General features: G+C 73.5%; 24 protein-coding genes and 1 pseudogene. 21 read left to right on the top strand and 4 right to left on the bottom strand.

Annotation, left to right across the window (positions count from 1 at the left end; translation table 11 throughout):
• Positions 1–20: 20 nt before the first annotated feature.
• A pseudogene (locus tag J2X64_RS19180) lies at positions 21–440 on the bottom strand (GNAT family N-acetyltransferase); the annotation flags it as partial.
• 146 nt (positions 441–586) lie between these two features.
• On the opposite strand from J2X64_RS19180, the gene J2X64_RS18115 reads away from it, so the two are divergent.
• The gene (locus J2X64_RS18115) at positions 587–757 is read left to right on the top strand and encodes a hypothetical protein (RefSeq protein WP_310157469.1); all 171 of its coding nucleotides are present in this window, start codon (positions 587–589) and stop codon (positions 755–757) included.
• 37 nt (positions 758–794) lie between these two features.
• Here J2X64_RS18115 and J2X64_RS18110 read toward each other — a convergent pair whose 3' ends face one another.
• Positions 795–1,736, bottom strand: a complete 942-nt coding sequence (locus tag J2X64_RS18110; RefSeq protein ID WP_310157602.1) for an aldo/keto reductase — start codon at positions 1,734–1,736, stop codon at positions 795–797.
• A 214-nt stretch (positions 1,737–1,950) separates the two neighbouring features.
• On the opposite strand from J2X64_RS18110, the gene efp reads away from it, so the two are divergent.
• Genes efp through J2X64_RS18095 form a run of 3 tightly spaced genes read left to right on the top strand, consistent with a single transcriptional unit; the run spans position 1,951 to position 3,473 of the window.
• Positions 1,951–2,511 carry an elongation factor P gene (efp, locus tag J2X64_RS18105; RefSeq protein WP_310157467.1) on the top strand — a complete coding sequence of 187 codons (561 nt, stop codon included), beginning with the start codon at positions 1,951–1,953 and terminating at the stop codon, positions 2,509–2,511.
• A 1-nt stretch (position 2,512) separates the two neighbouring features.
• Entirely contained in the window at positions 2,513–2,926 is a 414-nt protein-coding gene (gene nusB, locus J2X64_RS18100) for a transcription antitermination factor NusB (RefSeq protein ID WP_310157465.1), read from the top strand.
• Positions 2,927–2,933: 7 nt separating this feature from the next.
• Entirely contained in the window at positions 2,934–3,473 is a 540-nt protein-coding gene (locus tag J2X64_RS18095) for a GNAT family N-acetyltransferase (RefSeq protein WP_310157463.1), read from the top strand.
• 38 nt (positions 3,474–3,511) lie between these two features.
• On the opposite strand, the gene J2X64_RS18090 is transcribed toward J2X64_RS18095, so the two are convergent.
• Together J2X64_RS18090 and J2X64_RS18085 are read right to left on the bottom strand one after the other, a co-directional pair.
• Positions 3,512–4,462 carry a plastocyanin/azurin family copper-binding protein gene (locus J2X64_RS18090; protein ID WP_310157461.1) on the bottom strand — a complete coding sequence of 317 codons (951 nt, stop codon included), beginning with the start codon at positions 4,460–4,462 and terminating at the stop codon, positions 3,512–3,514.
• Positions 4,463–4,613: 151 nt separating this feature from the next.
• A complete protein-coding gene (locus J2X64_RS18085) occupies positions 4,614–5,489 on the bottom strand; it encodes an NAD(P)-dependent oxidoreductase (protein ID WP_310157459.1) in 876 nt (291 codons plus the stop codon).
• A 277-nt stretch (positions 5,490–5,766) separates the two neighbouring features.
• Between J2X64_RS18085 and pyrR the strand changes: the two genes are divergently transcribed.
• The 17 genes from pyrR to J2X64_RS18000 all read left to right on the top strand — a co-directional run bounded on the left by pyrR (position 5,767) and on the right by J2X64_RS18000 (position 24,500).
• Complete coding sequence (gene pyrR, locus J2X64_RS18080; protein WP_310157457.1) at positions 5,767–6,294, top strand: bifunctional pyr operon transcriptional regulator/uracil phosphoribosyltransferase PyrR; 528 nt, start codon at positions 5,767–5,769, stop codon at positions 6,292–6,294.
• The gene (locus J2X64_RS18075) at positions 6,291–7,376 is read left to right on the top strand and encodes an aspartate carbamoyltransferase catalytic subunit (RefSeq protein WP_310157455.1); all 1,086 of its coding nucleotides are present in this window, start codon (positions 6,291–6,293) and stop codon (positions 7,374–7,376) included. Before pyrR ends, J2X64_RS18075 begins: the two co-directional genes overlap by 4 nt.
• Complete coding sequence (locus tag J2X64_RS18070) at positions 7,376–8,665, top strand: dihydroorotase (RefSeq protein ID WP_310157452.1); 1,290 nt, start codon at positions 7,376–7,378, stop codon at positions 8,663–8,665. Before J2X64_RS18075 ends, J2X64_RS18070 begins: the two co-directional genes overlap by 1 nt.
• Positions 8,662–9,336: a hypothetical protein gene (locus tag J2X64_RS18065; protein WP_310157450.1), complete on the top strand. Its 675-nt coding sequence runs from the start codon at positions 8,662–8,664 to the stop codon at positions 9,334–9,336. Before J2X64_RS18070 ends, J2X64_RS18065 begins: the two co-directional genes overlap by 4 nt.
• Positions 9,333–10,535: a glutamine-hydrolyzing carbamoyl-phosphate synthase small subunit gene (gene carA, locus J2X64_RS18060; protein WP_310157448.1), complete on the top strand. Its 1,203-nt coding sequence runs from the start codon at positions 9,333–9,335 to the stop codon at positions 10,533–10,535. Before J2X64_RS18065 ends, carA begins: the two co-directional genes overlap by 4 nt.
• Positions 10,532–13,837, top strand: coding sequence for a carbamoyl-phosphate synthase large subunit (gene carB, locus J2X64_RS18055; RefSeq protein WP_310157445.1), 3,306 nt, complete (start codon positions 10,532–10,534; stop codon positions 13,835–13,837). Before carA ends, carB begins: the two co-directional genes overlap by 4 nt.
• Positions 13,834–14,718 (top strand): dihydroorotate dehydrogenase electron transfer subunit, encoded by an 885-nt coding sequence (locus J2X64_RS18050; RefSeq protein ID WP_310157442.1) that lies wholly within the window; start codon positions 13,834–13,836, stop codon positions 14,716–14,718. Before carB ends, J2X64_RS18050 begins: the two co-directional genes overlap by 4 nt.
• Positions 14,718–15,692, top strand: a complete 975-nt coding sequence (locus J2X64_RS18045; RefSeq protein ID WP_310157440.1) for a dihydroorotate dehydrogenase — start codon at positions 14,718–14,720, stop codon at positions 15,690–15,692. The genes J2X64_RS18050 and J2X64_RS18045 overlap by 1 nt, the downstream gene beginning before the upstream one ends.
• Position 15,693: 1 nt before the next feature.
• Positions 15,694–16,557 carry an orotidine-5'-phosphate decarboxylase gene (pyrF, locus tag J2X64_RS18040; protein ID WP_310157437.1) on the top strand — a complete coding sequence of 288 codons (864 nt, stop codon included), beginning with the start codon at positions 15,694–15,696 and terminating at the stop codon, positions 16,555–16,557.
• Positions 16,558–16,684: 127 nt separating this feature from the next.
• Entirely contained in the window at positions 16,685–17,002 is a 318-nt protein-coding gene (gene mihF, locus J2X64_RS18035; protein ID WP_310157435.1) for an integration host factor, actinobacterial type, read from the top strand.
• On the top strand, positions 16,999–17,583 hold the full coding sequence (gene gmk, locus J2X64_RS18030) for a guanylate kinase (RefSeq protein WP_310157432.1): 585 nt from the start codon (positions 16,999–17,001) through the stop codon (positions 17,581–17,583). The genes mihF and gmk overlap by 4 nt, the downstream gene beginning before the upstream one ends.
• 54 nt (positions 17,584–17,637) lie before the next feature.
• Complete coding sequence (gene rpoZ, locus J2X64_RS18025; protein ID WP_171241867.1) at positions 17,638–17,901, top strand: DNA-directed RNA polymerase subunit omega; 264 nt, start codon at positions 17,638–17,640, stop codon at positions 17,899–17,901.
• A gap of 34 nt (positions 17,902–17,935) precedes the next feature.
• On the top strand, positions 17,936–19,225 hold the full coding sequence (locus tag J2X64_RS18020) for a bifunctional phosphopantothenoylcysteine decarboxylase/phosphopantothenate synthase (RefSeq protein ID WP_310157430.1): 1,290 nt from the start codon (positions 17,936–17,938) through the stop codon (positions 19,223–19,225).
• A 77-nt stretch (positions 19,226–19,302) separates the two neighbouring features.
• Positions 19,303–20,523, top strand: coding sequence for a methionine adenosyltransferase (gene metK, locus J2X64_RS18015; RefSeq protein ID WP_310157428.1), 1,221 nt, complete (start codon positions 19,303–19,305; stop codon positions 20,521–20,523).
• An 80-nt stretch (positions 20,524–20,603) separates the two neighbouring features.
• A complete protein-coding gene (locus J2X64_RS18010) occupies positions 20,604–22,667 on the top strand; it encodes a primosome assembly protein PriA (RefSeq protein WP_310157426.1) in 2,064 nt (687 codons plus the stop codon).
• A gap of 81 nt (positions 22,668–22,748) precedes the next feature.
• Complete coding sequence (locus J2X64_RS18005; protein WP_310157424.1) at positions 22,749–23,816, top strand: alpha/beta hydrolase; 1,068 nt, start codon at positions 22,749–22,751, stop codon at positions 23,814–23,816.
• Positions 23,817–23,855: 39 nt separating this feature from the next.
• On the top strand, positions 23,856–24,500 hold the full coding sequence (locus J2X64_RS18000; RefSeq protein ID WP_310157422.1) for an HAD family phosphatase: 645 nt from the start codon (positions 23,856–23,858) through the stop codon (positions 24,498–24,500).
• Positions 24,501–24,502 lie beyond the last annotated feature (2 nt).

Below are 24,502 nucleotides of genomic sequence, written 5' to 3'. Positions count from 1 at the left end.
TCGTCGCGTCGGTGGCGCCGAGGTGGTCGAAAGGCGAGGGCCAGCAGGGCGGTGCGCGCCTCCGTGCCGTACCCCTGCCCGTAGAAACGCAGGCCCAGCCAGGACGAGGTGGTGACCTCACGGGTGACGCGGAAGTCGCGCGCCCTCAAGGTCGCGATGCCCATGGGTGCGCCCGCGTCGTCGATGACGGCCATGCCGAGGCCCCAGCTGTCCTGCTCCCAGGCGCCCAGCCGGTACCAGTGGCCCTCCAGCACCCCGCGAGCCCGGTCCTCGGGGCTGCCCTCCGTCCACGGCGTGAGGAACGGGCGTTCGCCCGGACCGTGCACCCCGTTGGCCGCCACCTCGGCCAGCGCGACGAGCTGGTCCTCCGACGGGAGGCGCAGCGTGAGCCGCGGGGTGGTCAGGACGAGGCCGAAGGTCGGCCAGAGGTCAGCGAGCACGCCCCGGATCCTGCCCCATCGCGACGGCCGGTCGCGCGTCCGTTTCCGCCCACGCGCCCCAGTTCCACCCTCTCGCCCTTTCCCACTCCCGCGTCAGGCGTCGAGCGGTACCGTGGGCGTGGACGGTTCGTCTCGAGGGGGTGGCCATGGGCGTGTTCCTGTATGCCGTGTTCGGGCTGGGGGTTGCCGCCTTCGCGGCGCTCATCGGCTACGGGATCGTCAGGCGCCTGCGCGGCCGACGCAACGAGGCGTGGCAGGACGACGAGGTGCACGTCCACCCCGGCGCCGGCTGGGGCAACGGGGGCTCCTGGACGTAGGCGTCGCCACCGACCGCATCGGGGTCGGTCCCGGCGGTCAGAGCTGGTCGAGCTCGGCGAGGTCGGCTGTCGTCGGCTCCCACGCGACGGCCCGGGCGTTGCGCACCACCTGCTCGGGGCGCGTCGCACCGGCGATGACCGACGCGACGGCCGGCTGCGCGGCGAGCCCGCCCATGGCGACGTCCAGCAGCTCGAGGTCGCGCTCGGCGGCGAAGCGGTCGAGCCCCTCGATCCGGTCCCAGTCGGCGTCGGCAAGCCAGCCGGCGCGGTCCGACTCCAAGGCTGCGCGCGACCCCGCCGGTGCCTCCTCGCCCCGGCGGTACTTGCCCGTGAGCAGCCCGTGCGCGAGCGGGAAGAACGGCAGGATGCCCAGGCCGAACCGCTCGCACGCCGGCACCACCTCGGCCTCGATCTCGCGGTCGAGCAGGTTGTACTCGTTCTGCACCGAGACGAACGACGCCAGCCCGGCGGTCTGCGACGTCCACGCGGCATCCGCCACCTGCCAGCCGTCGAAGTTCGAGCACCCGATGTAGAGGACCTTGCCCTCGCGGACGAGGTCGGTCAGCGCCTCGAGGGTCTCCTCCAGCGGCGTCACCGGGTCCGGCCGGTGCAGCTGGTACAGGTCGATGTGGTCGGTCCGCAGCCGGCGCAGGCTGGCCTCCACGGCGCGGCGGACGTACCGGCGCGACCCGCGCACGCCGAAGTCCTCGCCGTTGGCACCCTGCATGTCCATCCCGAACTTGGTCGCCAGCACGAACTCGTCGCGCTGTCCCTGCAGGGCCTCGCCGAGCATCGACTCGCTCTGCCCGGGCCGGCCGCCGTAGATGTCGGCGGTGTCGAGCAGCGTCAGCCCGACGTCCCGGGACGCCCTCAGCAGCGCCGCCACCCCGTCCTGGTCGACCCGCCGGCCGAAGGCGTTGCAGCCCAGGCCGAGGCTGCTCACGACGAGCCCGCTGTCACCGAGGGGCCGGTACGTCATCGGGGCGTCGGTGGTGCGGGTGTCGTCGCTGCTGGTCACGGACCCCACCCTAGGCAGCACGGCGATTCGGGGCAGGACGGGCCCGGCGGCTAGACTGTCCGCCGATCCCCACCCCGAACTTCCGGGACTGCCGCGCGCGCCGAGCCACGCGGCACACCGAGACCGGCGGCGGCGCCCACCGGCCCGCGCCCACCGACGAGAAAGCGACTTCCCCGTGGCATCGACCAACGACCTCAAGAACGGCATGGTGCTCAACATCGAGGGCCAGCTCTGGTCCGTCGTGGAGTTCCAGCACGTCAAGCCCGGCAAGGGCCCGGCGTTCGTGCGCACGAAGCTCAAGAACGTCCTGTCCGGCAAGGTCGTCGACCGGACGTTCAACGCGGGCGTCAAGGTCGAGACCGCGAACGTCGACCGTCGCGACATGCAGTACCTGTACAAGGACGGCAGCGACTTCGTCTTCATGGACGGCGACACCTACGACCAGATCCACATCCCCGAGGCCACGGTCGGCGACGTCGCGAACTACCTGCTCGAGAACCAGGTCGCCCAGGTCGCCACCCACGACGGCACCGTGCTCTACGTCGAGCTCCCTGCCTCGGTCGTCCTCGAGATCACCTACACCGAGCCGGGCCTGCAGGGAGACCGCTCAACCGGCGGCACCAAGCCGGCCACCCTCGAGACCGGCGCGACGATCAACGTCCCCCTGTTCCTCGAGCAGGGCACCAAGGTCAAGGTCGACACCCGCGACGGCTCGTACCTCGGCCGCGTGAGCTGAGGTGGCTGCTCGCTCCAAGGCGCGCAAGCGCGCCGTCGACATCCTCTTCGAGGCCGAGCAGCGCGGGCTCAACGCCCGCGACCTGCTCGCCGAGCGGCTCGCGAAGCCGGTCACCGAGGCGCCGCTCAACCAGTACACCGCCGACCTCGTCGAGGGTGTCGTCGCCCACTGGACCGACATCAACGAGCTGCTGACGACGTACTCGCAGGGCTGGTCGCTCGAGCGCATGCCGAGCGTCGACCGCGCGATCCTGCGGCTCGGTGCCTTCGAGGTGCTCTACGGCGACGACGTCCCCGAGGGCGTGGCGATCTCCGAGGCCGTCGAGCTCGCGACCAGCCTCTCGACCGACGACAGCCCCAAGTTCGTCAACGGCCTGCTCGGCCGGCTGGCCGAGGTCAAGCCCACCCTCGCCTGAGCCTGCCGTGACGGGCGATGCCGGGCACCGCGCGAGCCGGTGTGCCGTGCGGCCGGCGACCGCCACCGACCTGCCGCAGCTGGCCGCGGTGGAGTCCGCCGCGGACCGACTGTTCGACCCTGTCGTGGACACCAGCCTGTGGGGCGAGCCGCCCAGCGGTGCGGCCCGGGCCGCCGAGCCGGGGTTCCTGCTCGTGGCCGGCGACCCGGTCGTCGGGTTCGCCCACGTGCTGGTGCTGGCAGGCGACGCACCGCATGGTGTGAAGGCGCACCTCGAGCAGCTGGCCGTCCACCCGGACCACGGCCGCCGGGGGATCGGCACCGCCCTGGTGGAGGCGGTGTGCGCCGAGGCCGCGGCCAGGGGCTTCGACCGCGTCACGCTGCGGACCTTCGCCGACATCGCCTGGAACGGGCCGTTGTACGCCCGCCTCGGCTTCACCGAGCTGGTGCCCGAACCCGCGTGGATGGCGCCGATGCTCGACGCCGAGGAGCGGATCGGGCTGCCGCAGTCCGGTCGCCGGGTGGCGATGGTGCGCCACCTGGGCTGAGCCCCGACCGGCCGCGGCAGGCCCGTCCGCCGGGCCGGTCAGGGCTCGACGAGGACGTCCCCGACCATGCCCATCCCGTCGTGGATGGCGCAGATGTAGTGGAAGGTGCCCGTCGCCGTGAAGGTCACGGAGAACGGGACGCCCGGTGCGAGCAGGCCGCTGTTCAGGTCGCCGCCGGCGAAGTGCGCGGGGTCGCCCGAGGGCCCGAACAAGGCCGGGATGGGCGGCTCCTGCCCGAACGTGACGGTGTGCGGTGCCTCGCCCATGGTGGTGAACGAGACGGTGTCACCCACGTGGACGACGACGTGGTCGCGCACGAACCGCATCACGGAGAACCCGTCACCGTCGATGCCGACCTCGACCGAGTGGCCGGTGGTCGCGTGCGCCTGCTTCGACGCCCGCCAGGCGTCGCGGCCCGCGGCGAGGTCCGCCGCAGCCTCGGCGTTCCCGACCCGGTTGTAGTCCTGCTGCGTGTACGGGTAGGGCGTGCCCGCCGCCCGCACGTGGACCGTGCCCGACATCATCTCGCCGTGCACGAGGCAGTAGTAGGTGTAGCTCCCGACCGTCGGGAAGGTCAGGTCGTAGCTGGTGGCCGGGTCGGTGAACGTGAAGATCGGCTGCGTCGCCATGATCCCCGAGTTCGTGTATGCCGTGCCGTCCTCCGTCGTGCCGCCCTGCCTGCTGACCTGCGTGGGGTCGAAGGGGTTGAACGGGGTCAGCGACGCGCCCGGCGCGAGGAAGGTGACCGTGTGCGGCTCGGCGCTGCCGGCGGTCCAGTGGACCGTGTCGCCGGCGTCGACCCAGACCTCCTTGGGCAGGAAGGCCATCGCGCTGACGGCCATGTCGGGCGACTCGGCTCCCACCCGGACGTGCCAGGTGACCGGGGTGGTCTGGGCGGAGGCCGACGGGGCGAGGGCGACGGGGATGGCGAGGGCAGTGGTTCCGGCGACGGCGAGGGCCAGGCGTCGCAGCAGTCCGATCCTGTGCATGGTGGTGCTCCTGGGGGTGAGCGGGGCCACGGGGTGCGACCCCCTGACGGATCGCTCGTGACCCTTCACCGCGGGCAGTCCACGTCACACGGTCCTCGTGCGCCCGCGGCGCGTCATCATGCCGAAGGACTACGCGCCACGGGCCACCCCGTCAGTCCCGGTGCACGCGGAACACCTCGGCGACCGCCGCCATGTCGTCCCCGCCGTGCCCCTGCTCGGAGGCGCGCGCGTAGGCCGCGGCCAGCGCCTCGAGCACGCGCGTGTCCACCCCTGCCTGCGTCGCCGCCTCCACCATGAGCCCGACGTCCTTGGAGACGTTGTCGACGGCGAACGCGGGGGAGTAGGCGCGCTCGAGGACGAGGCCGCCCTTGAGCTGGGCGTAGGGCGTGTCCGTGGGGCCGCCGCCGATCGCCTCGAGGAACAGCCGGGGGTCGACGCCCAGCCCCTCGGCCAGGGCCAGCGCCTGGCCGACGCCGGCGTTGATCGTCGCGACCCACGAGTTGACCGCCAGCTTGAGCCGGCTCGCCGCGCCGGCCTCGTCGCCGACCCACATGGTCCGTGAGCCGACGGCGTCGAGCACCGGCTGCACGCGGTCGGCCAGCGACCGGTCGCCGGAGACCAGGACGACCAGGGCGCCCTTCTCGGCCGGGTCCTTCGTCCCAAGCACCGGCGCGTCGAGGAACGCGATGCCCCGCCCGGCGGCGAGGGACGCGAGCGCCTCGGTGCCCGCGACCCCGACGGTCGACGCCTGCAGCCAGACCGTGTCCGACCCGAACGCGTCGGCGCACTGCTCGACCGTCGACCGGACGGCCTCGTGGTCGTAGAGCATGGTGACCACGACGTCGGCACCGTCGACGGCCTCGGCCGCGGTGTCGCTGACGGTGGCACCGGCCTGCGCGAGCGGCTCGGCCTTGTCCCGGCTGCGGTTCCACACGCGGACGGGCAGGTCGGCGCGGCGCAGGCTGCGGGCCATCCCTGCGCCCATGATGCCCGTGCCCAGCACGGCGACGGTCGGGGTGCTCGTCATCGTCTCTCCTGTCGGTGTCGACTCGAGGTCCCGGTCGGGACCCCCTCGGTCCTACCTGCTGGTGGGCCGCGTCGCACCTCCACGAGCCGACCCGTTACAGTTGCTCCCGAACGACATCCTTTAACGACCTGTCCCGTGAGGCAGGGAAGGAGGTCCAGACGCCGTCATGCGTCCAGACTCAGCTGTACCCGCCGCGGTCGAGCCCTCCGCTCCCGCCGGCTCCGCCACTCCTCCGGCACCCGGTTCCCCCAGCCCTGCTGCGGACGAGCGCTCGGTGATGAGCGCCGCCGACGTCTCCCGGGTGCTGCGCCGCGTCGCCCACGAGATCCTCGAGCGCAACAAGGGTGCCGCCGACCTCGTCGTGCTGGGCATCCCCACCCGCGGCGTGGTGCTGGCCCACCGGCTCGCGGCCCTCATCGAGGAGGTCGAGGGCGTCCCGGTCGCGGTCGGCGCGCTCGACGTCACCATGCACCGCGACGACCTGCGCCGGCAGCCGACCCGCAGCCCGATGCACACCGACATCCCGGCCACGGGCATCGACGACAAGGTCGTCGTACTGGTCGACGACGTCCTGTACTCGGGCCGCACCGTGCGGGCCGCTCTCGACGCCCTCTCGGACCTGGGCCGCCCGCGGGTCGTCCGGCTCGCCGTGCTCGTCGACCGCGGCCACCGCGAGCTGCCGATCCGCGCCGACCACGTCGGCAAGAACCTGCCCACCTCGAGCAGCGAGAAGGTCCGGGTCCGGCTCGCCGAGCCGGACGGCGTCGAGGACCAGGTCACCATCGCCGGAGGGGAGCCCCGATGACCACCACCGCCACGACCGCGGGCAGCGCCACGACGGGCGGCGCCGCCACGGCACGCCCGCGCCGGCACCTGCTGTCCTCGGCCGACCTGAGCCGCGAGCAGGTGCGCGAGCTGCTCGACACCGCCGCCGAGATGCACGCCGTGCAGAAGCGCGAGGTCAAGAAGCTCCCCACCCTGCGCGGCCGCACGGTGGTGAACCTCTTCTTCGAGGACTCCACCCGGACGCGCAGCAGCTTCGAGATCGCCGGCAAGTGGCTCTCCGCGGACGTCATCAACATCAGCGGCAAGGGCTCCTCGACCTCCAAGGGCGAGTCGCTGCGCGACACGGTGATGACCGTGGCCGCCATGGGTGTGGACGCCCTGGTCATCCGGCACTCCGCCAGCGGCGCCGCCCACCAGGTCAGCCAGTGGGTCGACGCCCACGTCGTCAACGCCGGGGACGGCACCCACGAGCACCCGACGCAGGCCCTGCTCGACGCGTACACGATGGAGCACCGGCTCGGCAGCCTCGAGGGGCGGCACGTCGCGATCGTCGGCGACCTCACCCACTCGCGGGTGGTGCGCTCGAACCTCATCACCCTGCGAACGCTGGGCGCGAAGGTCACCCTCGTCGCACCGCCGACGCTGATGCCGAGCGGCATCCGGGCCTGGTCGGAGCGGGACGGGTTCGCGCTCAGCCACGACCTCGACGCAGTCCTTCCGACGGCCGACGCGGTGATGATGCTGCGGGTGCAGCGCGAGCGGATGAGCGGTGGGTTCTTCCCGACGGCCCGCGAGTACACCGTCGGCTACGGCCTGACCCGCGCCCGGCTCGACGCGCTCACCGCAGCCAACCCCGACGCCGTCATCTGCCATCCGGGTCCGATGAACCGCGGCCTGGAGATCGCGGCCGACGCCGCCGACGCCGCCCAGAGCCTCGTGCTCGACCAGGTCAGCGCGGGGGTGGCGGTGCGGATGTCCGTGCTCTACCACCTGCTGGCCGGCAACGACGAACAGCGCGAGGACACGAGCGAGGCACGAGCGAGGACCGCAGCGCCGAGGAGTGCCGGGACCGGCACCGGAAGCGAAGGAGAGGACGCCTGATGCCCGCGCTGCTCGTGACCGGGGCCGACCTGCTCGGACAGGGAGCCCAGGACCTGCTGGTCGAGGACGGCGTCGTGACGCAGGTCGGCTCGATCCGCTCCGCCAGGGGCGCGGACGTGCTCGATGCCGACGGGCTGGTCGCCCTGCCGGGCCTGGTCGACCTGCACACCCACCTCCGTGAGCCCGGCCGCGAGGACGCCGAGACGATCGCGTCCGGGTCGGCCGCCGCAGCGGTCGGTGGCTACACCGCCGTCCTGGCCATGGCCAACACCACGCCCGTGACCGACACCGCCGAGGCGGCGGAGCGCATCCTCGACCTCGGCCGGGCCGCCGGGCTCGTCGACGTCGTGCCCGTCGGCGCCGTCACCAAGGGCCTGGCCGGCGAGGAGCTCGCCGAGCTCGGCCTCATGCACCGGTCCCGGGCCGCGGTGCGCGTCTTCTCCGACGACGGCCACTGCGTCGCCGACTCGCGGGTGATGCGCCGGGCCCTGGAGTACGTCCGGGCCTTCGGCGGCGTCGTCTCGCAGCACGCGCAGGACCCGCACCTCGCGAGCAGCCAGGCCTGCGCGCACGAGGGTGAGCTGTCCGGCCGGCTCGGGCTGCCCGGGTGGCCAGGCATCGCCGAGGAGAGCATCGTCGCCCGCGACGTCATGCTGGCGCGGCACACCGGGTCGCGCGTCCACGTCGCCCACGTGTCCACCGCCGGGACGGTGGAGGTGGTCCGCTGGGCCAAGGCGCAGGGCATCGACGTCACCGCCGAGGTGACGCCGCACCACCTGCTGCTCACGACCGACCTGCTCGCCGGCTACGACCCGGTGTACAAGGTCAACCCGCCGCTGCGCCCGCAGGAGGACGTCGACGCCCTGCGCGCGGCGCTCGCGGACGGCACCATCGACGCCGTGGCCACCGACCACGCCCCGCACGCCCGGCACGACAAGGAGCACGCCTTCGTCGACGCGGCGTTCGGCATGCTCGGCCTCGAGACGGCCCTGTCGGTGGTGTCCGACGTGATGGTGGGGTCGGGGCTGCTCGACTGGGCCGGCGTGGCCCGCGTCATGTCGGGCAACCCGGCACGCATCGCCGGGCTCGACGGGCATGGCGGGCCGCTGGAGCCCGGGTCGCCCGCCAACCTCACGCTCGTCGACCCGACCGCCGAGGTCACCGTCGACCGGAGCGCCTCGCTCTCCCTGTCGCGCAACAACCCGTGGCACGGGCGCACCTTCCGGGGTGCCGTCCACGCCACCGTCCTGCGCGGCCGGGTCACCGCCCAGAAGGGAGCCCTCGCGTGACGCGACTTCAGGCGGTGGGGGTCATGCTCGTGGCCCTCGGCCTGGTCTACGCCCTGCTGTATGCCGCGTGGCTGCGCAAGCGCCGGCGCAACGCCTCGGCGGTCATCGCCGTCGAGCGGCACCGCACCGAGGACGCGGCACCGGCCGCCCCTGCCCTGGACGACCAGCGCGGGCACAGCCTCGTGGTGGAGGGCACGTACATCAGCACGACGACCGCGGAGAGCCGGCTCGAGCGCGTCGCCGTCGAGGGCCTGGGCAACCGGTCCCGCGCGACCCTCACGGTCAGCCGCGGAAACCCCGACCAGCTGGTGCGGATCGACCGCCAGGGCGAGTCGACGGTCGTCGTGCCGGGCAGCCGCCTGGTCAGCGTGCGCCGCGACCGGGGCATGGCCGGGAAGTTCCTCGGCGCCAACCGGCTGCTCGTCCTGCAGTGGCGCGCCGAGGACGGCGCCGTCTACGAGACCGGCTTCCACCCGCGCTACCGCGCCGACGTCGACCGGGTCGAGTCCGCGCTGTGGTGGCACAGCAGCGAGGCCGCCGAGACGCCGGACCCGGCGCCGGCACCAGCGGCGGGCACCGGCGCAGACGAGACCGACACCGACGTAGACACCGACACAGACACCGAGCAGGGGCGCGAGCCCACGGCACCCGAAGGAGGGACCACCCGATGAGTGTGGCCGCACAGCTGGACCTCGACCGCGACGACGCCGTGCTGGTGCTCGAGGACGGCCGGGTCTTCCGTGGCGAGGCCTACGGCGCCACCGGCAGCACGGTCGGCGAGGCCGTCTTCTCGACCGGCATGACCGGCTACCAGGAGACCCTCACCGACCCGAGCTACCACCGCCAGGTCGTCGTCATGACCGCCCCGCACGTCGGCAACACCGGCGTCAACGACGAGGACCCCGAGTCCCGGCGCATCTGGGTGGCCGGCTACGTCGTCCGCGACCCCGCCCTGCGGCCCTCGAACTGGCGCTCCCAGCAGTCGCTCGAGGACGACCTCGCGGCCCAGGGTGTCGTCGGGATCAGCGGCATCGACACCCGTGCGCTGACCCGCCACCTGCGCGAGCGCGGCGCCATGCGGGTCGGGATCTTCTCCGGGGACCGGGCCTCCGAGCCGGTCGAGTCGCTCGTCGCCGAGGTGGTCTCCTCCCCGCTCATGCAGGGTGCGGCCCTCGCGGCCGAGGTCACCACCCGCGAGCCGTACGTCGTGCCCGCGGTGGGGGAGAAGCGGTTCACCGTCGCGGCCGTCGACCTCGGCATCAAGTCGATGACGCCGGCGCTCATGGCGCAGCACGGCATCGAGGTGCACGTCCTGCCGGCGACCACGACGTTCGAGCAGGTGCGCCGGGTGGGCGGCGAGCACGGCCCGGACGGCGTCTTCTTCTCCAACGGCCCCGGCGACCCGGCCACGGCCGACGCCGAGGTCGCGGTGCTGCGCGAGGTGCTCGCAGCCCGCATCCCGTTCTTCGGGATCTGTTTCGGCAACCAGCTGCTCGGCCGGGCGCTGGGCTTCGGCACCTACAAGCTCAAGTACGGCCACCGCGGGATCAACCAGCCGGTCATGGACCGGTCGACGCGCAAGGTCGAGGTGACGGCGCACAACCACGGCTTCGCCGTCGACGCCCCGCTCGACCCGGAGGGCGTGCAGGCGCCCAGCGACGCCGCGGACGGCACGGCATACGGGCGGGTGCGGGTCTCGCACGTGTGCCTCAACGACGACGTGGTCGAGGGACTGGAGTGCCTCGACCTGCCGGCGTACTCGGTGCAGTACCACCCCGAGGCGGCAGCAGGCCCGCACGACGCGGCCTACCTGTTCGACCGCTTCATCTCCCTCATGCAGGGCCACAAGGAGAAGGGACACCGCGCGTGAGCAAGCGCGACGACATCAAGAGCGTCCTGGTGATCGGCTCCGGGCCGATCGTCATCGGGCAGGCGTGCGAGTTCGACTACTCGGGCACGCAGGCGTGCCGGGTGCTGCGCGAGGAGGGCATCCGGGTCGTCCTGGTGAACTCCAACCCGGCGACGATAATGACCGACCCGGAGTTCGCCGACGCGACCTACGTCGAGCCGATCACCCCCGAGGTCGTCGAGTCGATCATCGCCCGCGAGCGGCCCGACGCGGTGCTCGCCACCCTCGGCGGGCAGACCGCCCTCAACTGCGCCATCGCGCTGCACGAGGCCGGCGTCCTCGAGAAGTACAACTGCCCGCTGATCGGGGCGAACGTCGAGGCCATCCAGCTCGGCGAGGACCGCGAGAAGTTCAAGGGCGTCGTCGAGCGCTGCGGCGGCGAGTCCGCGCGCTCGATGATCTGCCACAGCATGGACGAGCTGCTCGCCGCGGCGGACGACCTCGGCTACCCCGTCGTGGTGCGCCCGTCGTTCACCATGGGCGGCCTCGGCTCCGGCTTCGCCTACGACGAGGCCGACCTGCGTCGGATCGGCGGTGCGGGCCTGCAGTACAGCCCGGTCACCGAGGTGCTCCTCGAGGAGTCGATCCTCGGCTGGAAGGAGTACGAGCTCGAGGTCATGCGCGACCACGCCGACAACGTCGTGGTCGTCTGCTCGATCGAGAACCTCGACCCGATGGGCGTCCACACCGGTGACTCGATCACCGTCGCGCCCGCGCTCACCCTCACCGACCGCGAGTACCAGCGGCTGCGAGACCTCGGCATCGCGATCATCCGCGAGGTCGGCGTCGACACCGGCGGCTGCAACATCCAGTTCGCCGTCAACCCCGACGACGGCCGGATCATCGTCATCGAGATGAACCCGCGCGTCTCGCGCTCGTCGGCCCTGGCGTCGAAGGCGACCGGCTTCCCGATCGCCAAGATCGCCGCGAAGATGGCGATCGGCTACACCCTCGACGAGGTCCCGAACGACATCACCCGGGAGACGCCCGCGAGCTTCGAGCCGACGCTCGACTACGTCGTGGTCAAGGTGCCGCGGTTCGCGTTCGAGAAGTTCCCCGCCGCCGACCCGACCCTCACCACGACCATGAAGTCGGTCGGCGAGGCGATGGCCATCGGCCGCAACTTCACCGAGGCCCTGCAGAAGGCCCTGCGGTCGATCGAGCGCAAGGACAGCGCGTTCCACTGGGACGGCCCGACCCCCAGCGAGGAGCAGGCCCGCACCCTGCTCCACACCGCCAAGACGCCCACGGACGGTCGCCTGGTCACCGTGCAGCAGGCGATGCGGGGCGGCCTGTCGGTCGAGGAGGTGCACGACGAGACCGGGATCGACCCGTGGTTCCTGGACCAGATCGCCCTCGTCAACGCCCTCGCCGACCGCATCGCCGGCGCCCGCGAGCTCACGCCGAAGCTGCTCCGGCTCGCCAAGCGTCACGGCTTCAGCGACGCCCAGCTCGCGGCGCTGCGCGGTATGCCGGAGGCGGTCGTCCGCGGCGTGCGCCAGGCCCTCGGGGTGCGCCCGGTCTACAAGACCGTCGACACCTGCGCGGCCGAGTTCGCGGCCCAGACGCCGTACCACTACTCGTCCTACGACGAGGAGACCGAGGTGGAGCCGCGCGAGAAGCCGGCCGTCATCATCCTCGGCAGCGGCCCCAACCGGATCGGCCAGGGCGTCGAGTTCGACTACTCCTGCGTGCACGCCAGCTTCGCCCTGCGCGAGGCCGGCTACGACACCGTGATGGTCAACTGCAACCCCGAGACCGTCTCGACCGACTACGACACGAGCAGCCGGCTGTACTTCGAGCCGCTCACCCTCGAGGACGTCCTCGAGGTCGTCCACGCCGAGCAGCAGGCCGGCCCGGTCGCCGGTGTCATCGTGCAGCTCGGCGGCCAGACCCCGCTCGGCCTCGCCAAGGCGCTCAAGGAGGCCGGCGTGCCGATCGTCGGGACCAGCCCCGAGGCGATCGACCTCGCCGAGGACCGCGGCGCGTTCGGCCGGGTGCTCGCCGAGGCGAACCTGCCCGCACCGCGGCACGGCACGGCATACAGCGCGACCGAGGCGGTCGCGGTGGCGCAGGAGATCGGGTACCCGGTCCTGGTGCGGCCGTCCTACGTCCTCGGCGGTCGCGGCATGGAGATCGTCTACGACGACGACACCCTGGCGACCTACGTCACGCGCGCGACCGTGGCGAGCCCGGAGCACCCCGTGCTCGTCGACCGGTTCCTCGACGACGCGATCGAGATCGACGTCGACGCGCTCTACGACGGCACCGAGATGTACCTCGGCGGGATCATGGAGCACATCGAGGAGGCCGGCATCCACTCCGGCGACTCGGCGTGCACCCTGCCGCCGGTGACGCTCGGCGTCGCCGAGCTCGAGCGGGTGCGCGAGGCGACGCTGCGGCTCGCCGAGGGCATCGGCGTGCGCGGCCTGATGAACGTGCAGTTCGCCCTCGCGCAGGACGTGCTCTACGTCCTCGAGGCCAACCCGCGCGCGTCGCGGACCGTCCCGTTCGTCGCCAAGGCGACCGGCGTGCCGGTGGCCAAGGCCGCGGCCCGGGTCATGCTCGGCGCGACGATCAAGGAGCTGCGCGAGGAGGGGCTGCTGCCCGCCCACGGCGACGGCGGCTCGATGCCGAGCCACGCGCCGGTCGCGGTCAAGGAGGCGGTCCTGCCGTTCAAGCGGTTCCGCACCCGCGACGGCCAGGTGGTCGACAGCCTGCTCGGGCCGGAGATGCGCTCCACCGGTGAGGTCATGGGCATCGACGAGGACTTCGGCACGGCGTTCGCCAAGGGCATGCTCGCGGCCGGCTCCGGCCTGCCGCGGTCGGGCAAGGTGTTCGTCTCCGTCGCCAACCGCGACAAGCGGGCGATGATCTTCCCGGTCAAGCGCCTCGCCGACCTCGGCTTCACGATCGTGGCGACGACGGGTACCGCAGACGTGTTGCGCCGCAACGGGATCGCGTCCGAGGTGGTGCACAAGGTGAGCGAGCGCGAGGAGGCCGACCAGTCGATCGTCGACCTCATCCTCGCCGGCGAGATCGCCATGGTCGTCAACACGCCCAGCGGCCCGAACGCGCGCGCCGACGGCTACGCCATCCGGGCCGCGACGACGTCGATGGACAAGCCGATCGTCACCACCGTGCAGGAGCTCGCCGCCGCGGTGCAGGGCATCGAGGCCCAGCTCCAGGGCGAGTACCGCGTCAAGCCGCTGCAGGAGCACGCGCGCGACCTCGACCTGTATGCCGTGGAGGCGCGCCGGTGAGCGACGTCGCCCAGGACACCCGGGTCGTGCAGGGGACGGGACGGCTCGTGTCCACGGAGCGTGTCGGCGCCTACCACCACCTCACCTTCGAGGTGCCCGGGCTGGCCGAGCACGCCAGGCCCGGCCACTTCGTCGCCCTGGCGGTCGGCGGCCCGACGAGCGCGAACCTGCTCCGGCGCTGCTTCTCCATCCACCGCGCCGACCCGGCGACCGACACGGTCGACGTCGTCATCTCGCCCGTCGGCGCCGGCACGGAGTGGCTGGCGGGCCTGCGCGCCGGCGACGAGGTCGACGTGATCGGCCCGCTCGGTCGCGAGTTCCCGGTGCCCCAGGAGCCCGTGGGCTGCGTCCTCGTCGGCGGCGGCTACGGCAGCGCGCCCCTCGCCTGGCTGGCCCGGTCGCTGCGCGCCCGGGGCTGCCACGTCGAGGTGGTCCTCGGGGCCGCCACGGCCGCGAAGCTGTTCGGGGTCGAGGAGGCCCGCGAGGTCGCCCACGGCGTCACCGTGACGACCGACGACGGGTCCGAGGGGACCCGCGGCTGGGTGTCCGACGTGCTGCCCGAGGCGATCCGCCGCGCCGGCGGGGGCGGGAACGTCTACGGCTGCGGCCCGATGGGGATGCTGCGCTCGATCACCGACGTGGCGGCCGCCGAGGGCGCCACGGCCCACGTCGCCGTCGAGGAGTCGATGGCCTGCGGCGTGGGCGTGTGCATGACCTGCGTCATGCCCGTGGTCGGCGACGACGGGCTGACCCGGATGGTGCGCTCCTGCGTCGAGGGACCGGTGTTCCGCGGCGACCGGGTGCGCTGGGACGCGTTCTCGAACGGGCTGTGCCGGGTGCCCGACGACGCCGTCGGCGCACCGCGGTCGGGAGGCCACTGATGACCACCACCACGACCGCCGCGGTCGACATGTCGGTGGACCTCGCCGGCATGCGGCTGCCCAGCCCGATGATGACGGCCTCCGGCTGCGCGGCCAACGGCAAGGAGCTCGCTCGCTTCTTCGACCTGCGCGAGCTCGGCGCCTTCGTCACCAAGTCCGTCATGGCCGACGCGCGTTCCGGTCGCGGCACCCCGCGGATGGCCGAGACGCCGTCCGGGATGCTCAACTCGATCGGCCTGCAGGGCCCCGGCATCAGCGCCTTCGTCGAGCAGGACCTGGCGTGGCTGCACGAGAACGGCGCCCGGGTGCTGGTCTCGATCGCCGGCGGCACGAGCGCCGAGTTCGCGGACGTCGCGGCCCGGCTCGCCGCCAGCGAGGCCCTCGCCGCCGTCGTCGGCGTCGAGGTCAACATCTCCTGCCCCAACGTCGCCAACCGCGGCCTGGTCTTCGCCTGCGACCCGGCCGCCTCGGCCGACGTGGTCTCGCAGGTGCGCCCGCAGCTGCCGCCCGAGGTCCCGATCTTCGCCAAGCTCACGCCCGACGTCACCGACATCGTGACCGTGGCGCAGGCGGCCGTCGAGGCCGGCGCGGACGGGCTCACCATGATCAACACCCTGCTCGGCATGGTCATCGACACCGACCTGCTGCGCCCCCAGGTCGCCGGTGTGACCGGCGGCCTGTCCGGCCCCGCGGTCCGGCCGGTCGCCGTGCGCGCGGTCTGGCAGACCCGGGCCGCCATGCGCGACGGGCGGCTGCCCGATGTGCCGATCATCGGCGTCGGGGGAGTCCGCACCGGGCGTGACGCGCTCGAGCTGGTCGCGGCGGGCGCCTCGGCCGTGCAGGTCGGAACCGCCGCGTTCAACGACCCCAGCGCCCCGGTCCGAGTCGGCCGTGAGCTGCGCGACCTGCTGCACGAGAAGGGGTTCTCCCGGCTGTCGGACGTCGTCGGGATCGCCCACGAGAGGATGGCGTGACATGAGCGGTACCAGCGAGACCACCTTCGGCCAGCGGCTCCGGGCCGCCACGGCCGCCTACGGGCCGCTGTGCGCAGGCATCGACCCGCACCGCACCCTCGTCGAGTCGTGGGGCCTCACCTACGACCTCGAGGGCCTGACCCGGTTCACCGAGACCTGCGTCGAGGCGTTCGCGGGGCACGTGGGCGTCGTCAAGCCGCAGTCCGCCTTCTTCGAGGTCTTCGGCTCCGCCGGCGTCGCCGTCCTCGAGCGGGCCACCCGGGCGCTCCAGGAGGCCGGCACGCTCGTCCTCGTCGACGCCAAGCGCGGCGACATCGGCAGCACCATGGCGGCGTACGCCGAGGCGTTCCTCGGTAAGGACGCCGTGGCGCCCGGGGACGCCGTGACCCTGAGCCCCTACCTCGGCTTCGAGTCGCTGCGGCCCGCCCTCGACCTGGCCGCCCAGACCGGCCGCGGCGTCTTCGTCCTCGCGCTGACCTCCAACCCCGAGGGCCGGAGCGTCCAGCACGCCCGCCTGCGCGACACGAGCGTGGCGGAGGGCATCGTGCGCAGCGCCGCCGCCGAGAACGCCGCGGCGGGGGAGCGGGGGGAGCTCGGCAGCGTCGGGCTGGTCGTGGGTGCCACCGTCGGCACCGCAGTCCAGGAGCTCCAGCTCGACCTCGCCGCCGTCAACGGGCCGCTCCTGGCCCCCGGCGTCGGCGCCCAGGGAGGAACGAGCGAGGACCTGCGCCGGGTCTTCGGCGACGCCCTGCCGAACGTCCTGCCGGCCAGCAGCCGCGAGGTCCTGTCGGCGGGCCCGGACGTGTCCGCGCTGCGTGACCGCGCCCGCTCGACCAGCCAGGCGATGGCGGGGCTGCTGCGCTGACGGCGCAACGGCCCGGGCCGGGCAGGCGCCGGGGAGAAGACTTCACCGGCGGTTGCTAGAGTCAGTGCCACCCCACCCCCCGAACCGACTCGCGTGCACCAGCACGTCCGCACAAGGAGACGCAGCCGTGGCCCTTCCCCCGTTGACGCCGGAGCAGCGAGCTGCCGCCCTGGAGAAGGCCGCCGTCGCCCGCCGTGAGCGTGCGGCGGTGAAGAACCGCCTCAAGTACGCCCAGGGGTCGCTGAAGGAGGTCATCGCCGACGGCAAGGAGAACGAGGTCGTGGGCAAGATGAAGGTCTCCGCCCTCCTCGAGTCCATGCCCGGCGTCGGCCGGGTCCGCGCCCGCCAGATCATGGAGGAGGTCGGCATCTCCGAGAGCCGCCGCGTCCGTGGCCTCGGCGCGAACCAGATCTCCGCGCTGCTCACCCGCTTCGACGAGGCGTGAGCGGGTCCGCTCCAGGGGACACCGACCGGGCACACCGCCTCGTCGTCCTCGCCGGCCCCACCGCGGTCGGCAAGGGCACCGTCTCGGCATACGTCCGCGACCACTTCCCCGACGTCTGGCTGAGCGTCTCCGCCACCACCCGCCGCCCCCGCCCGGGGGAGGAGGACGGCGTCCACTACCACTTCGTCGACGCCGACGAGTTCGCCCGGATGGACCGTGACGGTGAGCTGCTGGAGTCCGCCGTGGTGCACGGCCGGAACTCCTACGGCACGCCGCGGCGCCCGGTCGAGGAGGCGCTGGCCGCGCACCGCATGGCCCTGCTCGAGATCGACCTGCAGGGAGCGCGCCAGGTGCGCCAGACCATGCCGGAGGCGCTGTTCGTCTTCCTGGCGCCCCCGAGCTGGGACGAGCTGGTGCGCCGGCTCGTCGGTCGGGGCACCGAGGACGAGGAGGAGCGCGCCCGCCGGCTGGAGACGGCCAAGGTGGAGATGGCCGCCGAGAAGGAGTTCGACGTCACGATCGTCAACGACGACGTTCGTCGGGCTGCCGAAGAACTCGTATCATTGATGCGGACCCACTGACCGAGCTGTCTCGCGACAGCGACTGCACCCGACAACAGAGATGTGAGCACCCCCGTGTCCGGAACCGTCGCCAACCCCATCGGCATCACCAACCCGCCGATCGACGACCTCCTCACCAAGGCCGACTCCAAGTACGCCCTGGTCATCTACTCGGCCAAGCGCGCCCGTCAGATCAACGCGTACTACAGCCAGCTCCAGGAGGGCCTGCTCGAGTACGTCGGCCCGCTCGTGGACAGCCAAGTGCACGAGAAGCCCATGTCCATCGCGCTGCGCGAGATCAACGAGGGCCTGGTCACCTCCGAGCCGATCGAGGCCTGAGCCAGACCCCACCCCCCGACGCAGGGAGTCCTCGATGGCGCGGATCGTCCTCGGTGTCAGCGGTGGCATCGCGGCCTACAAGGCCTGCTCGCTGCTGCGCCTGCTGACCGAGTCCGGTCACGACGTCACCGTGGTGCCGACCGCGTCGGCCCTGCAGTTCGTCGGCGCCCCCACCTGGGAGGCGCTGTCGGGCAAGCCGGTCCACACCGACGTGTGGTCCGGCGTCCACGAGGTCCCGCACGTGCGCCTGGGCAAGCAGGCCGACCTCGTCGTCGTCGCCCCCGCGACCGCGGACCTGCTCGCCAAGGCCGCCCACGGCCTGGCGGGTGACCTGCTCACCAACGTGCTGCTGACGGCACGCTGCCCCGTCGTCATGGCCCCGGCCATGCACACCGAGATGTGGGAGCACCCGGCCACGCAGGCCAACGTCGAGACGCTCACCGAGCGCGGCGTGCACGTCGTGCCCCCGGCCAGCGGCCGGCTCACCGGCGCGGACACCGGGCCCGGCCGGCTCCCCGAGCCCGAGGACCTGTATGCCGTGTGCGCGCGGATCCTCGCCCACGGCCACCCCGGCGTCGCCGCACCCACCGGGCCCGACGCGGCCCACACCAGCCGCTCGGCGGCCACCCCGGCCGACCAGCACGGGCTCGAGGGCCGCCGGGTCGTCGTGAGCGCCGGAGGCACCCGCGAGCCGCTGGACCCCGTGCGGTTCCTGGGCAACCGCAGCTCGGGCAAGCAGGGCTACGCCCTGGCCCGGGTGGCCGCCCGGCGCGGCGCCGAGGTCGTCCTCGTCGCGGCGAACAGCTCCCTGCCCGCCCCCGACGGCGTCACGGTCGTTCCGGTGCAGACGGCTCTCGAGCTGCAGGACGCCGTGCTCGAGGCGTCCCGCGAGGCGGACGTCGTCGTCATGGCCGCGGCGGTCGCCGACTTCCGGCCCGCCCGGTACGCCGACGCCAAGATCAAGAAGTCGCACGACCCGGCCGACCCCGACGCGGCCCCCACGATCGAGCTGGTCCGCAACCCCGACATCCTCGCCGGCCTCGTGCAGGAGCGCGGCGACGACGCCAGCCCGGTCGTGGTCGGCTTCGCCGCGGAGACCGGGGACGACCGGGGGAGCGTGCTCGACCACGGCCGGGAGAAGCTGGTGCGCAAGGGCTGCGACCTGCTCGTCGTCAACGAGGTCGGCGCCGACAAGACCTTCGGGCACGACGAGAACACCGTGCACATCCTGCGCCAGGGCAGCAGCCACGTCGTCGACGCGGGGCCGGCCTCCAAGGACGAGGTGGCCGCCGCAGTCTGGGACGCCGTGCAGGAGATCCTGTAGCCGCGGCTAGACTCGCGAGGTCGTCGGCCCCACCGGGTCGGCGCGCCCCGAAACGTCGTCGCGCGAAGGAGACCTGAGTGTCCGCACGCCTGTTCACGTCCGAGTCGGTCACGGAGGGTCACCCGGACAAGATCTGTGACCAGATCTCCGACTCGATCCTCGACGCGATGCTGGACCAGGACCCGCGCAGCCGCGTCGCGGTCGAGACCATGGTCACCACCGGGCTGGTCCACGTGGCCGGCGAGGTGACGACCGAGGCGTACGTCGAGATCCCGAGCATCGTCCGCGAGACGGTCCTCGGCATCGGGTACGACTCCTCCACCAAGGGCTTCGATGGCGCGTCGTGCGGTGTCGAGGTGTCGATCGGCCAGCAGAGCCCCGACATCGCCCAGGGCGTCGACACGGCCTACGAGAGCCGCACCGGTGGCGTGGACCCGCTGGACAAGCAGGGCGCCGGCGACCAGGGCCTGATGTTCGGGTACGCCTGCGACGACACCGCCGAGCTCATGCCGCTGCCGATCTTCCTCGCGCACCGGCTCTCCGAGCGCCTGAGCGCGGTCCGCAAGAGCGGCGACGTCGCCTACCTGCGCCCCGACGGCAAGACCCAGGTCACCATCGCCTACGACGGAGACCGCGCGGTCAAGCTCGACACCGTGGTGCTCTCCACCCAGCACGCCGCCGACGTCTCGCTGGACGACCTGCTCACCCCCGACATCGAGCAGCACGTCATCCGGCCGGTCCTGGCGCAGCTGGCCGACGAGGGCACCGAGCTCGACACCTCGTCCTACCGCTCGCTCATCAACCCGACGGGCCGCTTCGAGATCGGCGGTCCGATGGGCGACGCCGGCCTCACCGGCCGCAAGATCATCGTCGACACCTACGGCGGCATGGCCCGCCACGGCGGCGGCGCCTTCTCGGGCAAGGACCCGTCGAAGGTCGACCGCTCCGCCGCGTACGCGATGCGCTGGGTGGCCAAGAACGTCGTCGCCGCCGGGCTCGCCCGTCGCTGCGAGGTCCAGGTCGCCTACGCGATCGGCAAGGCGCAGCCCGTGGGCCTCTACGTCGAGACGTTCGGCACGGAGACCGAGCCGGTCGACAAGATCCAGGCCGCCATCACGTCGGTCTTCGACCTGCGCCCCGGCGCGCTCGTCGACGACCTCGACCTGCTGCGCCCGATCTACAAGGCGACTGCGGCCTACGGCCACTTCGGCCGCACCTCCGCCGCGGGTGTCGAGAACGCCTTCACCTGGGAGCGCACCGACCGCGTCGAGGCGCTCCAGCGGGCCGTCAAGGGCTGAGCCCCGCGGCGCCTCGTACCGCCGACCCGGCCGACACCCTGCCCTGCGGGGCTGTCGGCCGGGTCGACTAGTTTTCCGCTGTGTCCGAACCGGGAGCAGGGGAGCAGCTGGCGCTGATCCGCTCCGCCCTGCCCAAGGTGCCGCGCGTGCGGCCGGAGCAGGAGCCCGCGGCCACCGACCCGGTCGCCGCCGTGGTCGTCGACACCGGCCTGGCGCACCTCGACCGGCCGTTCGAGTACGTCGTGCCCGAGGCGATGGCGCAGGACGCCGTCCCCGGCGCGCGGGTCAAGGTCCGGTTCGCCGGCCAGGACCTCGACGGGTTCGTCGTCGAGCGCCGGGCCCAGGCCGAGCACACCGGGCGGCTGGCCCCGTTGCGCCGCGTGGTGTCGCCCGAACCGGTGCTGACGCCGCCGCTGCTGTCCCTGTGCCGGGCCGTCGCCGCGCGCTACGCCGGGACCCTCGGCGACGTGCTGCGGCTGGCCGTGCCGCCCCGTCACGCGGCAGCGGAGAAGGCCCTCGCCGAGCAGGCGCCCGAGCCCGACCCGCTGCCCGCGCCGCCCGACCGGGTGCCCTCCTGGAGCCGGTATGCCGGGGGGCCTGCCTTCCTCACCCGCCTCGCCGCCGGGAAGTCACCTGCGGCGTCCCTGCTGGCCCTGCCCGCCCGCACACCCGAGGAGGACTGGCCCGCAGCCCTCGCGTCCGCGGCGGCCGCGGCGCTGGCCGGTGGCCGCGGCAGCGTCATCGTCGTCCCCGACCACCGCGACGTCAGGCGGGTCGACGCCGCCCTCACCGCCGCGCTCGGCAAGGGGCGGCACGTCCGCCTGACCGCCGACCAGGGACCGCAGGCGCGCTACACCGCCTGGCTCAAGCTGCTGCGCGGCCACGTGTCGGTCGTCGTCGGCACCCGTGCCGCCGCGTTCGCCCCGGTCCGCGCACCCGGCCTGGTGGCGTGGTGGGACGACGGGGACGACCTGCTCGACGAGCCGAGGGCGCCGTACCCGCACGTGCGCGAGGTCCTGATGGCGCGCGCCCGGATCGAGGGGGCGGCCGTCCTCAGTGCGGGCTTCACCCGCAGCGTGCCGGTGCAGCGCCTCGTCGAGGCCGACGAGCTGCGCACCGTCGCGGCGGCGTCGGTGCGGGGTGTCGTGCCCCGGGTCCGGGTCGCCGGCGAGGGGCTCGACGTCGAGCGGGACCCGGCCGCGGCCAGCGCCCACCTGCCGTCGGTGGCGTGGCGCACCGCCAAGGCGGCCCTGGAGTCGGGGCCGGTGCTCGTCCAGGTGCCGCGCCGCGGCTACCTGCCCTCGCTGGCCTGCCAGACGTGCCGTGCCCCCGTGCGGTGCCGCCACTGCGGCGGCCCGGTGGCCCAGTCCGCCCGCGGGGCCGAGCCCGCCTGCCGCTGGTGCGGCAAGGGGGTCGGCCGGTTCGAGTGCCGGGAGTGCGGTGGCCGCGAGCTGCGCTCCTCGGTCGTCGGTGCACGGCGCACCGCCGAGGAGCTCGGCCGTGCCTTCCCGGGCGTGCCCGTCCACACCTCCGGGGCAGGCGCGGTGCTCGACACCGTCGCCGCGACGGCCGCCCTCGTCATCGCCACTCCGGGTGCCGAGCCCGTGGCCGACGGCGGGTATGCCGCGTCCCTGCTCCTGGACGCCTGGGCCTCGCTCGACCGGGCGACCCTGGACGCCGGCGAGGAGGCCCTGCGCCGGTGGCTCGGGGCTGCGGGCCTGACCCGTGGTGCCGCCGACGGCGGTCAGGTGGTCCTCTGCGGCGCCCCGACCCACACGACCCTGCCGGTGGTCGAGGCGCTCGTCCGCTGGGACCCTGCCTGGTTCGCCGGCCGGGAGCTCGCCGACCGGGCGGCGCTGCACCTGCCGCCGACGGTCGCCCTGGCCGCCGTCACGGGCGAGCGCAGGGCGGTGCGGGCCACCGTGGACCAGACGGACCTGGCCCGGTTCGGGCTGCAGGACGTGGTGGAGCAGCTGGGCCCGCTGTCGGTCGGTGAGGACGAGGCCCGGGTGCTGCTGCGCGCGCCGCTCGAGGCGGCGCCGGCCCTCGCCGAGGCGCTGGCCGACGTGCGCGCCTCGCGCAGCGCCCGCAAGGAGGCCGCCGGGGTGCAGCTGCGGATGGACCCGCCCGACCTCGCCGGCTGAGCGTCCCGCCACACACCGGTTCGCACGGCATGTCTGCGCGTCACATGGCGCAGGGTGCCAGCCGGTGCCTAGCGTTCGGCCATGAGCGTGCGCACCGTCGCGAACGGCATCGAGCAGAACGTCCTCGTGTGGGGCCCGGAGGACGGCATCCCACTCGTGCTGGTCCACGGCAACTGCTCCTCGGCAGCGTTCTGGGAGCCGTTCGTCCGCGGGCAGCTCGGCGGGGACGACGGCCCGTGGCGCGTGGTGGCGCCGGACCTGCGTGGCTACGGCGACACCCAGACCGCGCCCGTCGACGCGACCCGGGGCCTGCGTGACTTCGCCGACGACGTCGCGGCGCTGCTCGACGTCGAGGGGCTGTTCGCACCGGGCAGCAGGCCGCTGGTCGCGGCCCACTCGATGGGCTGCGGCGTCGTGATGCAGCTCGCGGTCGACCACCCCGGCCGCCTCGCGGGTCTGCTGCTCGAGTCGCCGCTGTCGCCGTACGGGTTCGGGGGCACGCGCGACCCGGACGGGACGCCCACGACCGAGGACTTCGCGGGCACCGGCGCCGGCGCGGTGAACCCGGACTTCGTGGCACGGCTCGCCGCGAAGGACCGGTCCGGCGACGAGCCGACCACCCCGCGCGCGGTCATGCTGTCGACCTACGTGGCGGACCCGTCGGCGTTCGGCGCCGACGAGGAGGCGATGCTCGACACCGTGCTGTCGACCGCTGTCGGGGAGGACAACTACCCCGGCGACGCGGCCGGCAGCACCAGCTGGCCGAACACCGGCCCCGGCACCCGCGGGGTGACCAACGCGATGTCGCCGCGGTGGTTCTCCGTCGCCGACGAGCTGGTCGCGCTCGATCCCAAGCCGCCGGTCGAGTGGGTCCGGGGCACGGCCGACGTCATCGTGTCCGACACCTCGCTGTTCGACCTGGCGTACCTGGGGCAGCTGGGAGCGGTCCCCGGCTGGCCCGGGGAGCAGGACTGCCCGCCGCAGCCGATGGTCGGGCAGACCCGGGCGGTGCTGGAGCGCTACGCGGCGGCCGGCGGCTCCTTCGCCGAGACCGCGCTCGACGGCTGCGGGCACTCGCCGCACGTCGAGCGTCCGGCCGAGGTGCTCGCCGCCCTCGAGCGGCTGGCCGCGGCGGCGCGCCTGCGCTGACGCCGGCATACCTGCGCCCGCGGTGGTTACGGTGGGCCGGTGACCTCCAGGCCCACCGTCGTCTTCGACCTCGGCAACGTCCTCATCGCGTGGGACCCGCACCCGGCCATCGCCGCTGCCGTGGGACCGGACCGGGCGCAGGCGTTCCTCACCGGCGACTTCGGCTTCGCCGCGTGGAACCACGCCCAGGACGCCGGCCGGTCGTGGGACGACGGTGAGGCTGCCGCCCTCGAGACGCACCCCCACCTAGCGGACGAGATCCGCGCCTACCGCAGGCACTTCGACCTCTCCATGGTCGGCCCGGTCGAGGGGTCGGTGACGATCCTGCGCACCCTCGCGGCCCACGGGGTGCGCCTGCTCGCGCTCACCAACTGGTCGGCCGAGCTGTTCCCGCGCGCCGTCGAGCGCTTCGACTTCCTCTCGCTGTTCGAGCACATCACCGTCTCGGGACGCATCTCGCTGGCCAAGCCCGACCCCGGGGTCTTCCACCGGCTCGCCGCCGATGCGCCGGTCGACCTGCTCGGCACGGTCTTCGTCGACGACAGCCCCGCCAACGTCGAGGCGGCGGCCTCGGTCGGCATGGACGCGATCACCTTCACCACGCCCGGCCGGCTCGCCCGGGAGCTGGCGCTGCGCGGGCTGCCGGTGCCGACCCCGGACGAGCTGGGGGAGCCGCGCACCTAGAC

Origin of the sequence: Phycicoccus sp. 3266, assembly GCF_031456495.1 — a bacterium.
GTDB lineage: Bacteria > Actinomycetota > Actinomycetes > Actinomycetales > Dermatophilaceae > Pedococcus.
The sequence above is the reverse complement of the archived record's forward strand: the minus strand, read 5'-3'. Positions and strand labels throughout refer to the sequence as shown.

Bases quoted from the DNA above. Each gene is read 5' to 3' on its own strand.
- J2X64_RS18115 (WP_310157469.1), top strand. From the start codon at position 587: ATGGGCGTGTTCCTGTATGCCGTGTTCGGGCTGGGGGTTGCCGCCTTC.
- J2X64_RS18110 (WP_310157602.1), bottom strand. From the start codon at position 1,736: ATGACGTACCGGCCCCTCGGTGACAGCGGGCTCGTCGTGAGCAGCCTC.
- J2X64_RS18090 (WP_310157461.1), bottom strand. From the start codon at position 4,462: ATGCACAGGATCGGACTGCTGCGACGCCTGGCCCTCGCCGTCGCCGGA.
- J2X64_RS18085 (WP_310157459.1), bottom strand. From the start codon at position 5,489: ATGACGAGCACCCCGACCGTCGCCGTGCTGGGCACGGGCATCATGGGC.
- pyrR (WP_310157457.1), top strand. From the start codon at position 5,767: ATGAGCGCCGCCGACGTCTCCCGGGTGCTGCGCCGCGTCGCCCACGAG.
- J2X64_RS18075 (WP_310157455.1), top strand. From the start codon at position 6,291: ATGACCACCACCGCCACGACCGCGGGCAGCGCCACGACGGGCGGCGCC.
- J2X64_RS18070 (WP_310157452.1), top strand. From the start codon at position 7,376: ATGCCCGCGCTGCTCGTGACCGGGGCCGACCTGCTCGGACAGGGAGCC.
- carA (WP_310157448.1), top strand. From the start codon at position 9,333: ATGAGTGTGGCCGCACAGCTGGACCTCGACCGCGACGACGCCGTGCTG.
- J2X64_RS18045 (WP_310157440.1), top strand. From the start codon at position 14,718: ATGACCACCACCACGACCGCCGCGGTCGACATGTCGGTGGACCTCGCC.
- pyrF (WP_310157437.1), top strand. From the start codon at position 15,694: ATGAGCGGTACCAGCGAGACCACCTTCGGCCAGCGGCTCCGGGCCGCC.
- J2X64_RS18020 (WP_310157430.1), top strand. From the start codon at position 17,936: ATGGCGCGGATCGTCCTCGGTGTCAGCGGTGGCATCGCGGCCTACAAG.
- J2X64_RS18005 (WP_310157424.1), top strand. From the start codon at position 22,749: ATGAGCGTGCGCACCGTCGCGAACGGCATCGAGCAGAACGTCCTCGTG.